General features: G+C 48.0%; 7 protein-coding genes. 4 read left to right on the top strand and 3 right to left on the bottom strand.

Annotation, left to right across the window (positions count from 1 at the left end):
* Positions 1 to 38: 38 nt before the first annotated feature.
* Both FOA19_RS03640 and FOA19_RS03635 read right to left on the bottom strand, forming a co-directional pair.
* Positions 39 to 1,607 carry a SusD/RagB family nutrient-binding outer membrane lipoprotein gene (locus FOA19_RS03640; protein ID WP_149089420.1) on the bottom strand — a complete coding sequence of 523 codons (1,569 nt, stop codon included), beginning with the start codon at positions 1,605 to 1,607 and terminating at the stop codon, positions 39 to 41.
* 35 nt (positions 1,608 to 1,642) lie between these two features.
* Complete coding sequence (locus FOA19_RS03635; protein WP_223808717.1) at positions 1,643 to 4,921, bottom strand: SusC/RagA family TonB-linked outer membrane protein; 3,279 nt, start codon at positions 4,919 to 4,921, stop codon at positions 1,643 to 1,645.
* 873 nt (positions 4,922 to 5,794) lie between these two features.
* Between FOA19_RS03635 and FOA19_RS03630 the strand changes: the two genes are divergently transcribed.
* The gene (locus tag FOA19_RS03630; RefSeq protein ID WP_149089418.1) at positions 5,795 to 6,544 is read left to right on the top strand and encodes a DeoR/GlpR family DNA-binding transcription regulator; all 750 of its coding nucleotides are present in this window, start codon (positions 5,795 to 5,797) and stop codon (positions 6,542 to 6,544) included.
* A 22-nt stretch (positions 6,545 to 6,566) separates the two neighbouring features.
* Complete coding sequence (locus FOA19_RS03625; protein WP_149089417.1) at positions 6,567 to 7,031, top strand: hypothetical protein; 465 nt, start codon at positions 6,567 to 6,569, stop codon at positions 7,029 to 7,031.
* A gap of 344 nt (positions 7,032 to 7,375) precedes the next feature.
* Here the strand turns inward: FOA19_RS03625 and FOA19_RS03620 are convergent, their stop codons facing one another.
* Entirely contained in the window at positions 7,376 to 8,338 is a 963-nt protein-coding gene (locus FOA19_RS03620) for a glycoside hydrolase family 43 protein (protein ID WP_223808716.1), read from the bottom strand.
* Positions 8,339 to 8,986: 648 nt separating this feature from the next.
* Between FOA19_RS03620 and FOA19_RS03615 the strand changes: the two genes are divergently transcribed.
* Positions 8,987 to 12,328 (top strand): SusC/RagA family TonB-linked outer membrane protein, encoded by a 3,342-nt coding sequence (locus tag FOA19_RS03615; RefSeq protein WP_223808715.1) that lies wholly within the window; start codon positions 8,987 to 8,989, stop codon positions 12,326 to 12,328.
* Between the two features lie 21 nt (positions 12,329 to 12,349).
* Complete coding sequence (locus FOA19_RS03610; RefSeq protein WP_149089415.1) at positions 12,350 to 14,362, top strand: RagB/SusD family nutrient uptake outer membrane protein; 2,013 nt, start codon at positions 12,350 to 12,352, stop codon at positions 14,360 to 14,362.
* Positions 14,363 to 14,387 lie beyond the last annotated feature (25 nt).

The following is a 14,387-nucleotide window of genomic DNA, read 5'->3' as shown; positions in this document are numbered from 1 at the left end:
CTAGACAAGCGTCCGGCAATCTATTCCTGTTGTTGGGGTTATCTTACATCCCAGAAAATCTTTCCGGTGCGGACATCTTGGGCTTTTACCGCCTGGTAGTTTGCACTATTGTAGGCGTTCTCGCTGCTAGGGTAAAGCAGCCTGTTGGGAGGGGTTTCATATCCCGCTTGCGTGGCCGGAATGAACGTCAGCATTGGATAGCCGGTTCTTCTGTATTCAGCCCAGCTTTGCACCGATTGCAGGAAACCGAAGTTCACCCATTTCTGCGTCCATATCTTAGCTAATTTTTCATCCTGGGTTCCGGTGTAGGCTACTGCCGGATTTGCCAGGAAGGCAGTCATTTCCTCAGCGGTAGGAGCGGCCTCTTTTGTTCTTGCGCTGGAGCTTGATCTGTGCAATTCATAGTAGAACATCACTGACTGTTCCAAGCCTAGTTTGTACGCTGCCTCTGGGTCTCCGCCGCCCCATCTTTCAAAAGCTTCGGCTTTTAAGAAGTTTACCTCAGACGCGGTCATCACTATGCCAGGAATCTTGCTGTTGAACAAGAAGGTGGCAGAATCAAGAATTGCGAAATCTTCTCTTTTCTGCGTTTGCTCTTCTGAGCCCAGGTTCATAGGCATGGCCTTGAACTCAGCGTTAGATACAAACTTACCGCCCACGGTTCTACCATATTTATCAAACAGTACTCTGATACGGGGATCGTTTGCTGGCTTCAGAACATTTTCCAGCATGTACTCAGGGGCAGAGTAGCTGTTGATCTCGGTTAAGGCATTGTTTAGGTTATCAGTGTAGTTGGTGAGGGGCTGGAGCAGAATATTGTACTGCGACTGATCTACCAATGGATACTGGGTAGGGTTGCTCAACAGCTCGGTCACCTCTTGCTTCGCCGATGCCTCGTTCACAAAAGAAGTACGCATTAAAAGGCGTAAGCGCAACGAGTTGGTGTAGCGTCTCCATTTGTCCACGTTGCCGCTTAGCATGATGTCCTGTTTGGAGAACGCTGGGTTTGTTTGCGCAGTGGCAAAGTAGGTAGAAGCTTCCTCTAAACCAGTAAGGATGGCGGTGTAGACATCTTCTGCTTTGTCAAACTTGGGTCTTACCACAGCGCCGGTAGAGGTCAGACTCCCTGCTTCGTTGAAGGGAATATCGCCCCACATGTCCACCATTTCAGAGGCTTCATCAAACATGACCACTCTGGCTGCGTGCAGGAAGATCTCTGAGTTTGCTTTTTCTGCCTCAGGCAGTGTGGCATAAGCAGACTCAATAGCTCTGTAGTGGGCCATGGCGCCACCACCGTCGCCGCCTGGTCTGTAGAAATCATCCCATCGGTTCTGGATATAACCCGGGTTCTGTTGGTACATGGTACTCCCGTTCTGCACAGAAAGGGACTGGGTGTAAACCGCCGGCTGCATGGCCACAAAAGTGCGGATGTCCCAATAAGACGGGCGTACCCTGTTGTTGTCCAGCATCTCTGTGAAGAACCCCCCAATAGAGGCTTGCGTGGTTTCCTCCGGGTTGTAGAAGTTCTCTTCCAGTTTGTCTTTACAAGCCGTAAAACTTGTAAAAGCAGTTGTTAGGCTAACTATATAAATGAATATCCTCTTCATAAAAATCTTAGTTAAAAATACGTGGCTGACCTTAATTAGAAACTAGCGTTAATCTGGAGACCAAAGCTTCTGGTAGCGGCACTGGAACCTTCATCAATCCCTTGTCTGTACCACTGTGAGCCAATTGGTGCTTCCGGGTCAAGGTTCTCCAGCGTTCTGTACAAGTAGAAAAGGTTTCTGCCTACCAGTGACACCCTCAGGTTCTGAAACTTGAACTTCTGAGCAAATGTCCTGGGCAGGTTGTAGCCCAATACCAACTCACGCATTTTTACATAGCTGTTGTCATACACAGAGCCTTTGGCATTCCAGGCATCTGCTCCCCAATAGAAGGTGTTCATGTAATAGTAGGCCGCGTCAATAACGGTAGTATTCTTCTCGCCTTCGGCAGTTACCCCTTCAAGCAAAACACCATCGTGGTAAACCTTGCCTCCGTTTGGAGCTGTGGTGTTGTGGCTTGGCAAAAGTACTTTGGTATTATTGGCGTCAATGTAGTACGGCAGGCCTCCATTGGCTTCGTCTCTGAACTCCATGGTGTTTTCAAACATACCAGCGCCATAAGCATACTTCAAGGGAGTAGAGACAATCTGTCCGCCCAAGCGGTAATCGATCAGGAAGTCTAAAGACAGATTCTTGTAAGACAAAGTGTTGGAAAGGCCACCAATTACTTTTGGCAGAATGTTGCCCGCTTTCTCATAGCGTGACTTGTCTATCACGTACAATCCGTCTGAACTGATGATCAGATTCCCGTTATCATCAGTGGCACGGGGGAATACATAGATATCACCTATCGTTTGGCCTACCGTAGCTACTACCCGCACCGCACTCTGCTCCGCATCATAGAACACCAGTTCCGTGAGACCTTCGTTCAAGCTATGCACTTTGCTGCGGTTTAACGCGAAGTTGAAACGGGTGTCCCAGGTGAAAGCCCTGGAGACAGGCGTAGCATTCAAGGCCAGTTCCCAGCCATAGCTGCGGATCTCACCAATGTTGGAGATTCTGGAGTTAGCTCCGGTGCTGCTGGGCAAGGAAAACGGTAAGATCTGGTTCTTTACCTTGTTGTTATAGTAAGAAAGATCAATCCCTATCTTATCGTTTAAGATTTTGGTTTCTAAGCCAAATTCGGCTTCGTACTTATTCTCTGCCTTCAAGCTTTCATTACCATAAGTGGACTTGGAGCTCAGAGATGCCACAGGGCCGTTGATCGTCTGCAGAGGCGTCTGGCTGTAAGTAACGTTTGCCTGATAATAAGGAGGCGCATTTCCAACCACCCCGTAAGAAGCCCTTATTTTACCATAGCTCAGGAAAGTGGGCAGCTTGAACGCATCTGTGAACACAAACCCCGTGTTAACAGAAGGGTAGAAGTAGTTGTTGTTAGAAACGGGGAGGGTAGAAGTGTACTCCTGTCTTCCTGTACCTTCAATGAAGAGGAAGTTTTTGTAGTTGAAGCTTACCGTACCCAGGTAAGCATACTTGGTTACCTCTGCCCGGGAGGCGGAAGTAGTAGGTAAGTTGAAGGAGTTGTTCAAGCTAAACCAGTTGGCCGTGGTTAAACCGTCTCTGGTGCCGGAAGACTGATCTCTGTAGCTTTCGGTTCTGCCTTGAAAACCTCCGTTCACGGTGAACTCAAGGTCCTCGGTGAAGTTTTTGGTATAGGACAGTAAGGCATCTCCGTAGTACGTAGAGTATCTGCCTTTTGAGGTACCGAAATATCCTGTACTGTTGTTTTGGTTGAAGGCAATGGGAAACTCATTGTATTGCCTGTTTTCAATGGCCCGGCTGGTATAGTCGTTTCCTACCCGACCTCTTAGCCTTAGACCTCTGCCTATTTCATAGGTTAAGGTGGCACTGGTGATCAACCTGTCTTCATATTCTTCCTCTCTGTTGCGCAACTGGCTCCAAAGGAAGTTCAGGATCTCAGGTCTTATGTTATAAGCCAACGCTTCTTCGGGGTTACGGTCTCTCTGGGCGGGGAGCACATACTTATACCCATCAGAAGTCTGGTAATTGTTTAGCCATACAGACATGTCTTCTGAGCGACCCAGGAAACCATCATAAGAAGCCGTAAGCCGGTTAATCTGCATCGGACGGTTTTTGACATACGTATTGACGTAATTCGCCACCACATCTGCCGTAACCTTGTCGCTGATTTTTAGGGTACTGTTCAGGTTGAACGTGTTCCGGTTCATTTTACCGCCCCGCTGTACTCCTTCATAGTCGTTTCTAGTATAGGAAATGCGGTAAGCTGCTTTTTCTGTTCTGTTAGAGAGTGCCGCGTTGATGATGGAGTTAAAACCCGTTTGATAGAAGTCTTTGTAGTTGTCAGGCTGAGCAGAGAAAGGTCTGGTGGTACCGTCCCACCAAGGCATCATTTGCCCCTCCATCTTAGGGCCAAATTGCGCCCATGCTCTGAAATTCGGACGAAAGCTTTCATTTACTCCGTCGCCGTCCAGGTCTACCGGTATCAAGCCTTCTTCTGTGCCGCCAACGGAAAGGTTAGTGGCTCTGTCATATCCGGGGCCGTATACATTCTGGTACTTTGGCGTGAAAGCCACATTCTCCACATTGTAGGTGTAGTTTACATCAACGCCTAAGCCTTGTCTTTCAGAACCTTTCTTGGTGGTGATGACAATAACACCGCTCGCGGCATCAGACCCGTATAAGGCCGTAGCACTGGCGCCTTTCAAAACGGTTAGACTCTCAATGTCAGAAGGGTTGATGTCCAGAATGCCGTTACCTCTGATTCTCTGGTCATCCCAGTAACCCCCGTTGTTGGCGCCACTGGCACCTCTTTCGTTGTTGTTCCGAATCAGAACGCCGTCTACCACATACAAAGGTTGATTATTGAAAGAAAGGGAGTTGATCCCCCTAATCTGCACATTCACCCCACTGGTGGCACCACCAGGGGCCGTGGTGATTTTAACCCCGGCAGCTTTTCCGTAAAGGGCAGAGGCAAAGTTGGTATTACCCGCTTTGGTAATCTCCTCGGCACTTACGGTACTGGTCGCATACCCCAAGGCTCTTTGCTCCTTGGCTATCCCCAAGGCGGTTACTACCACCTCGCCCAGCGCTTTGGCATCTTCCGTCAAAACCACGTTGATAACAGACCTGCCATCAATGGGTTGTTCATTCGATACATAGCCTATAAAGGAGAATACCAAGGTGCCGGTACCACTAGCCGCCTGCAAGGAATAGTTACCGTCCGTATCTGTAGACGTACCATTGGTAGTACCCTTGATGATAACCGAAACACCAGGCAATGGCTGATTTCCTTGGTCAGTTACCCTTCCTGTGATCTGTTGCTGAGCCCAGCTCACTTGGCAACAAAATGCCAACAAGCCCATTATTAGAGCGTACGAGTATTTGTTTCTCATTTAGGTATAATTAGTGGTTATTACTTGATTCCAGTTCAGAATGCTAATCTTTAAGACTGAGGGTCAATAGATTCTCCTTCTAAAATCCTTTGGGTAAGGCACACCTTCATGCGCTATTCCCACCAACATCACCTAAGGAGTATCTTTCAAAAACTTTCGTACCGCAGAAACAAACTGCCTGTCAGGCTACAGAATACTATCTGCCTGGCAGTTGCTGTTTTACCCTTGGAGCAGGGTCTAAAGAAACCTTGCCTTCTTTCCCGGGCCATCCTCTTCAACTATGGTTCCTTCCAGCACTTGCGCCTGCCTTTCCTGCGTCTACTGAAGGACCCTTATGTAATAAATCCCTTAGGCGGCCTCATCTGCAGGCCCGCTACCCTCAAAGGATTGTTCTTTTTCAACTGCCTTGCTGTAAAAGGCCTTGTTGTCAAAACTGGTCGCTCAATGGCGGAAGCACTTGCCGGATCAATGATCTATTGAGGGATTTGTAGCTCCTCTCACAACTGCCCAGCCTCTGGTTTTGAAAAGGTTTCTTCTTTCAGGAATGGAGAGTCGATGCTACCTCATTTCTGATGACATAAATATTCAAACTAAAAATCGTAAATCAAAGCAAACCCGCACTAAATATGCACAAACATGCATGTGTATTGCGGGTTTGTGCATATTTAGCTAACTTTAGTTATCTCAAGCGTTAGTTTTTGGACTAAATGGAGCAGGGTTCTTGACTCGGAGGTGCGTTTCTTCCTGAAGAAGGACATTAATTATTAACTTAGGAGCTTTTGTGGCACATAATATAGAGCAGCATCGCCGGAGCATATGCTAAAACAGGAAAGACATAATTATATTCTGGAGGAAGTAAGAAAGCAAAACAAGGTACTCTCCTCTGAGCTGAGCCAAAAACTCAGTGTTTCAGAAGACACTATCCGCAGGGACCTGAAAGAGCTTTCAGACGTTGGGCAGATAAAAAAGGTGCACGGAGGCGCTATGCAGAACGGCTATATTCCCTTTAGCCATAAAGACCGGGAGATCTATGCCCACGAAGAAAAGGTAACCATTGTGCGAAAAGCCATACAACTGATACAGGACGACTCTGTGGTGGTCATGGATGGAGGCACCACTAACCTGGAGTTGACTCGGCAGTTACCCCTTGATTTGAAGGCGACGGTTTTTACAAACAGTTTACCTATTGCGCTCCAACTCTCAGAACACCCCGGGGTGGAGACAATCTTTATGGGAGGCAAGATCCTGAGGAATGCCCAGGTGGCAGTGGGCTTGGATGTGATCAACTTTGTAGCCGACATTCATGCGGATATTTGCTTTATAGGCACCCGCAGCATACACCATGTAATTGGCATCACGGACTTTGACCGGGAGGAAACCCAAACCAAGCAGGCCTTAATTTCCTGTGCCAGGCAGGTGGTCTCTATGCCTCTCTCAGAAAAGTTAAACACGACCCAACCCTTCAAGGTAAGCCCCATAGAGCGGGTGCATACCATAATCACCGAACTAGCCCCAGATAACCCTCTCCTGGACAATTACAGAAAAGCAGGCTTGCAGATCTTATAAGGTTGTGACAAGTGAATTATAAATGGAAGCAGAAATTCAAAAATTCAAACTAAAGGGTAGGGTATACCTCTGGAAGTATAAAGAGCTAGAAAATAGATATCCAGGTTGGAATTTAGCAACTGATGCGGATGGCTGTGATAGTCTGGTCAAGTTGTTAAACTTAATGGATACGTCAGAATTGCCTTCAAAGAAAACTGTTCCAACAGAAGTGCCGACGAAGTTGCAACTTAAAGTACCTAATTACCAACAAGGGCTTGCCTCATGGCGAGCAGCAAAGTACTTAACCCTTAATTTCAAGAAGCAAGGGCAAATTAGTGAGTGGAATATCACAGAAAATGGTGAAGAAGTAGAAGTCAGGTTTGGAGTTGGCAAACTTAACCAACTTAGGACGGCAATAGCTGGTATACCACAAGGCAAGGGTGATTTTGCTATTTCTGATTCAGATGAAGAAAACATTCTTTACTTCTGGTGGAATCTGGAGAATTAAAACCTATGACAACAATACCCAAACGTCAGCTTTTGGCAGACGGCCTCCACTGTCGCTTAGCCCAACCAAAAGCCTGAGGTTTGCCACCCTTTTCCTGAAAAGGTGCTAAAAACGCATCTTCTGCCAAGTAAAGTTGAGCATTCCGTTTTATGCTGAATGGATCGCTTAGAGCGCAGTGAAGCCTTTGCACCCTTAATCTGCTGATGGTAAGCAAGGGTGTAACGTGCCTGCTTCTATAAGGGTACTCTCCTCTTAAGAAGAACTCGTTTTACGCTTGTTTTAAATTTTTGAGCCAAAAACCCGATTAATGAAAATATTGCTTTGCGATGTCTCTGTAAGGTCTGTTAGAACTTCATCTTCAGGTGCCAGTGCTTGGCCAATTGTTTCGCCTCTTTTCTGGTAAGATGCACCACTGCACCGTGCTTGGGCGAGGAAAAGTTGGTGGTTTTCATCACCCCCTCGTTGAAATGGCCTATATGGGTAAAGTTCACAAAATCGGTTGTCTCGCTGAACCCAAAATTATGCGGGTTAATGCCATAGATGTCATAGATTAAAACCCACTTATCCTGACCAATGCGTTTGAAAACGGTAGGCGCCTCACTGGCCTGGGGCTCGGGGTCAATCCACTGGGGCGCATACTGGTAGCCGATGTGCATTGAATCTGACACCGCCTGTTTGATGCCCGGGACCCCATCATGCGGCACATAGAACATGTGGTACCTGTTCCTGACTTTGGTGATATCCGCATCAATATAGGTGATGTCTTTCGGGTACTGGAACAAGAGTTGGGGTGCTGTCTCCATGGCAGTGAAGGCATCGTTCATGTAAGTATAGTACAGCTTGTTGTTGCCATTCCCAAACCGCATGGTAAAGTACAGCATCAGCTTCTTTTTGTTCTCGTCATAGATAGTCTGGGGTGCCCAGGCGCAGCCAATCTCCTCCAGTCCCGGGAATGCCTGGTCAACCCGCAGGATGGTCCGTGACCAGTGGATAAGGTCCTTTGATTTCATCAGTACCAGCGACCGGTTGTTTCCCCAGCCATACCGTTTTCCGTCTCTTTCCCATTCTGTGTTGCGGTAGCCCGCTTTTTGGGCAAAGATGTGCAGGTCCGTCATCGCCAAGTAAAACATTCCGTCTGGACCACGAGTGATGTGCGGGTCCCGAATACCCCTTTGCAAGGCAATCGTATCTCCGGCAATAACCTGATTTCCGGAGTTGACATCCGTGAAGGAGTACCCGTCTGGGCTCAGGGCCATGTGCAGTCCATGAGTTGCGTCCTTGAAATACACCATTAGATATGCCTTCATGTCCTGTTCCTTGGCTGCCCTTGGTCTTCTTTGGGCTGTGCCGACACTTTCGGTAATGCCCAGCAGCAACAACATCCCCACGACGACCCTTCTAAACTTCTTATTGTACTTCATACATATTGGGCGGGGATGGCACGGGAGTGTACACCACCTTGATAGGTGAATTTAGCTTATATGTGTAAAATTAACAATTATTTATTCTTCTAGTTAAGGAATAGGTAATTTTTAAAAGTTTAACCCGTAGGAGGCTAAATGGCTGTTAATAATTGATAAAAATTTATTTTATAAAAACATGGTTACGGATTTTGCAAATTCTGAATTAAAGAGTAGGTTTATCTCAAGCAATATAAGTGTATAAAATACGCTTATTATTTTACCGAAAGGTTCCATACCAGAATTGGTATTCCTAGGTTGCGCCTACCTGAATATAGGATGCACAACACGCATGCAAAGAGTAGTTGCCATTGCTCCCATGCTGCCATAGATACCGTTGCCAAAGCCCGTCTCCCCCAACGGGTACAATAGGTTTGGTTGATCCTGACCCAAGATTTTCAAGAAGTAAAACGCTGTAGTGGTTCCATGCCCTAATCTCTTGGAGAAGGGCTTGGCATTGATACTCTTTTAAAATTTTAACCAACTATTTTATCTATGAAGCACAACTACTCACCTAAAGAGAACAAGTACGCTCTGGTTCTGCTACTTTATTTTTCCATGCATTTCACGGGCTTGGCCCAGGGGCTCCCCAAAAGTGAAATAAAGCCCTCTGGGATTGGTGCTGTTTCTTCAAAAAGAGGCCATAATCCCACCATTCTTGCCAGTAACCACCAGGCAAGCCGAGGCGCCGCCACTGAACGCCAAACCCAATTTAAAGTGACAGGGAAAGTGGTGTCTTCTGAAGATGCCTCTGCTTTGACTGGGGTAAGCGTGGTTTTGAAAGGCACGACCATTGGCACCAACACCGACATAAACGGTGATTTTACCCTCAACACGCCCGATGGAAAAGGGACACTCGTCTTTACCTATATAGGCTTTGTCACCCAAGAAGTACCTCTTGAGAACAGGAGAGAAATCAGCGTCAAGCTTGCTCCTGACACTAAAGCGATCCAGGAAGTTGTCGTGGTAGGGTTTGGAGAGCAGAAAAAAGCCAGTTTGGTGAGCTCTATCACTTCGGTGAGCGTGGCTGATCTGAAGACCCCAACTTCTAACCTAACCAATGCCATCGCGGGGAAAGTTGCCGGGGTGATCTCGTTTCAGCAAAGCGGCGAGCCTGGCTTGGGGACCGATAACTCCACTTTTTATATCCGGGGTCTGTCCACCTTCGGGACCGGTAAACGCGATCCTCTGATTCTGATTGACGGCATTGAGTCTTCTCCAACAGACATGGCCCGCCTGCAGCCAGATGATATCTCAGATTTCTCGGTTTTGAAGGATGCCGCCGCCAGCTCTATCTATGGGGCTAGAGGCGCCAACGGAGTAGTCCTAATTAATACCAAGTCTGGTAAAGAGGGACCCATCAAAGTTAGCCTGCGGGTGGAAAACCGCATCTCCAGCAATACGAAGAACTTCCAGCTGGCTGACAACATCACCTACATGAACCTGGCGAACGATGCTACCTTGACTCGTTCCCCACTTGCGAAGGAGCCTTATTCCCAGAATAAAATCAACAGCACCAGAATGGGGGAAGACCCTTATTTATTCCCCAATAACAACTGGGTTGATCAGCTGATCAGGGACTATACCTTCAACCAGGGGTACAACATCAACTTAAGCGGGGGGACCAACAAAGGCCGCTATTACCTGGCCATGACCTACAACCGCGATAACGGGATATTGAAAGTAGACCCTATCAACAACTTCAATAGCAACATTAGCCTGAACAATTACTCTATCCGGTCCAACATTGACTTTGATCTCACACCCACAACCGTTCTAACCGCGCGGGTGTATGGCCAGTTTGATGATTACAACGGACCGATAGGAGGAGGGGGTACTACCTTTAGAAATGCCTTGAACACCAACCCAGTGATGTTCCCGGCCTTTTACCCCAAAGACAAACTGCCTTTCGTAGATCACCCGCTGTTTGGCTCGGCCCGCACCATTAACAGCGATGCCGTAGAAACGACCACTTTGTTCGTGAATCCTTACGCCGAGATGGTAAAAGGGTACGAAACCTACAAAACAGCCAACCTGAACCCCCAGCTGGAGATAAAGCAGGACCTGGGTTTCCTTACCAAAGGACTTGGCGCCAGGGCGATGACGTACCTGAAGCGGGTGTCTTTTGTGTCGCTCAACAGGTTCTACAATCCGTTCTTCTATAACTCAACCATCAACCCGGAAGACGGAAGCTATAAAATTGGGGTGCTGAACGATGGTTCCTCTACTTCCATCGGATTGCCGGGAACAGAGTACCTGAACTACACCGAAGGCCTTAAACTAGTGGAGTCAACGTTCTGGCTGCAGGGAGCGGTGGACTATAACAGAAACTTCGCTGACAAACATGAGGTAGGCGGATTATTGGTGTCTTATATCTCCAACTACGAGGCCGGTAACCCCGGTAACTTGATCCGTTCCCTCCCAAACAGAAACCACGGTATCTCCGGCCGGTTCACCTACGGATATGACCAGCGTTATCTAGTGGAGATGAACTTTGGCTACAACGGTTCTGAGCGCTTCGCCAAAAAGAACCGCTACGGGTTCTTCCCATCCGCCGGTATTGGATACCGCATCTCCAATGAAAAATTCTTTGAGCCATTGAAAGGCATCATCTCTAACCTGAAATTCAGGGCCACCTACGGGATTGTTGGGAATGACCAAATCGGGAACAGAGATGAACGGTTCCTCTATATGTCCAACGTCAATCTTAATGACAACGGCTTTGGTTCTTCCTTCGGAAGAAATGACGGTACCGCTGTTTATTACCGGCCAGGAGTTTCCATCTCTAGGTATTCTAATGAGAGCATCACCTGGGAGAAATCAAAGCAGCTCAACTTAGGAATGGACCTGAACATTGGATCTGCCCTCAACTCCGTGGAACTCATCGTAGATGTGTTCAAACAACAGAGATCCCAGATTTTGCAGCCTATAACCTATATAGACAATGCCTCAGGGTTGATGGCTACCCCGCTCTCCAACTACGGCAAGGCAGAGTCTCAAGGGGTGGATCTTTCTGCCAACTATAGTAAGACCCTTTCCCAGAATCTGAATGTAGAACTCAGGGGAACTTTCACCTACGCCACCAGCAAGGCGGTGAAGGTAGATGAACTGGCCTATGACCGTGACTTAGCCCATCTGTCCAGAGCCGGGCGTCCACTAAGCCAGAGATGGGGCTACATAGCAGAACGCTTGTTCGTGGACAACGAAGAGGTAGCCAACTCGCCGGTACAATTCGGGGACATGGGCCTGCTAGCCGGAGATATCAAATACCGGGACATCAACAAAGATGGCGTCATCAACACCGATGACATGGTTCCCTTGGGTTATCCGCAGCAACCGGAGATCATTTACGGTTTCGGTACTACTGTCAGATACAAGAAGTTTGACCTGAACCTGTACTTCCAGGGAGCTGCCCGCACCTCGTTCTTCATTGACCCTTGGGCGATCCAACCCTTCTATCAGTACCAACTTCCCAATCAGGCAGGCGGTTACCAGACAGGATTGTTGCAGGCCATAGCTGATGACCATTGGTCAGAGCAAAATGGAGACCTGTATGCCTTCTGGCCACGGCTAAGCACCTGGCAGGTACCTTCCAACAACCAAACCTCTACCTGGTGGATGAGAAACGGAAGTTTCATCAGACTGAAGAATGTTGACTTTGGCTACAATCTGGATAAGGTGAAAAGACTTGGAATTCAGAGCGCCAGGATCTACTTCTCTGCCACCAACCTGCTTATGTTCAGCAAATTCAAGCTGTGGGATGTGGAAATGGGTGGCAATGGCTTGAACTATCCAATCCAGTCTGTTTACAACCTGGGCGTCTCTCTTAATTTATAATCATAGTTGATTTACGATACCATGGAAAAGAAGAGTTTCCTCTCAAAAATATATCCTTTTGGCAAAAGGCTTCCCAAATCCCTGGCCAAGAATGCGTCTTCACTCAGAAGCAAGAAACCGTTCAGCTTCTTCCTCGTTCTTTTGGCGCTGGCTGCATCTTCCTGCAAAGACTATCTGGATGTGGTGCCGGACAACGTAGCCACCATAGAACACGCCTTTAAGCTGCGCAATGAAGCTGAAAAGTATCTATTCACCTGCTATTCCTTTCTGCCTAAAAACGGCGACGGCTGGTACAACGCAGGGTTAATGTCTGGCGATGAGATCTGGCTGCCCCAGGCAAGTCAAACCCATTGGCACCCAGCCTACAGGATTGCCTTGGGGCAGCAGAACAAAGATGCTCCCCTGTTTAACGAGTGGGCGGGCAACCGCAAAGGCAACGGTGCCTGGAATGACCACCTGATGATTTACAGAGGGATTCGCCATTGCAACATCTTTCTGGCCAATGTAAAGGACCCCAGCAAGGTGCCTGATCTCACCCCAGAGGAGCGCATCCGGTGGATTGGGGAGGTGGAGTTTTTAAAGGCATTCTACCACTTCTACTTATTCCGGATGTATGGGCCTATTCCCATCATAGATGAGATTCCGGTGAGTGATGAACCCAGCGCCAAGCGTATGCCGGTAGACGAGGTGGTGAACTACATTTCAAATCTGCTTGATCAGTCCGTAGAGAAACTACCCAGCCGGATTTTTGATGAAAACAAACAGATGGGCAGAATCACCCAGCCCATCGCGCTGGCTGTGAAAGCAAAGCTCTGGTTGTACGCTGCCAGCCCTTTGTATAACGGTAACCCAGATTATGCAGGCTTCACAGACAAACAGGGTGTTGCCTTGTTTAACCCAACCTATGACCAGAACAAGTGGGTGAAGGCTGCCGAAGCTGCCAAGGCGGCCATTGAATCTGCTGAGGAAAACGGGAACACGCTGTACCGGTACGCAACGGATGTGCACAACCTGAGCCAGGTTACCAAAACCCAGTTGAACATCAGAAACGCAGTTACCAACCGGTGGGGCACCGAGCATGTCTGGGCCTTATCCAACAGCTACTTCGTGAATGAAAGGCTGTGCATGCCTCCCATGGAGCGAGGGTCCCAGAACAGCAGGTTTGAACTGCAGGCCCCCTGGTCTGCTCCCATCAAGATTGCCAAAATGTTCTACACCAAAAACGGGGTGCCCATTGAGGAAGACAAAACGCTGGACTTCACCAACTATTCAGCCGTGAAAGTAGCTGGTCCGGAGGAGGCCTTTAACATAGAGGCAAACTACAAAACCGCCCGCCTGAATTTTGACCGCGAACCCCGTTTTTATGCCGATTTAGGATTTGATGGCGGAATCTGGTACATGAAAGACGGAAACGCCACGGGGAGTGACGTCAACACCTTTTATGTAAAATCTAAAAATGGCGACAAGGCAGGTTTCGGGGACTTTGTGAACTGGAACGAGACCGGGTACTTCATTAAAAAGCTGGTGCACTGGGAATCCACCACCAACGGTACCAATGCCCCTACCTGGAAATCCTATCCTTGGCCAGAAATCAGGCTGGCAGATTTATACCTGATGTATGCCGAAGCCCTGAATGAAGTGCAGGCAGGCTCTCCGGTGGCCATTGAGTACTTAGACAAAATAAGAGACAGAGCCGGTCTGAAAGGCGTTGTTGAGTCTTGGTCTAGTTTCTCTAAAAACCCCTCAAAATACACCTCGCAGACAGGTCTGCGGGAAATCATCAGACGTGAGCGTCTCATTGAGCTTGCTTTTGAGGGACACCGCTTCTGGGATCTGAGAAGATGGAAACTGGCTGCCGAGGAGTTGAACAAAGACATCACTGGCTTCAATATCATGGGGAAAACCCCCGAGACCTACAACAACGAACGTGTGGTGTTCAGCCAGAAGTTTATCACTCCGCGAGACTACTTCTGGCCAGTGGGCAACTATGACATCAGACGCAACCAGAATTTGGTAGAAAACCCAGGGTGGTAAATCAACATTTTAGCGAATCAAACTT

Origin of the sequence: Rufibacter hautae, assembly GCF_008271695.1 — a bacterium.
GTDB lineage: Bacteria > Bacteroidota > Bacteroidia > Cytophagales > Hymenobacteraceae > Nibribacter > Nibribacter hautae.
Note: the sequence above shows the minus strand (reverse complement) of the source record. Positions and strands in the feature narration are given on the sequence as shown.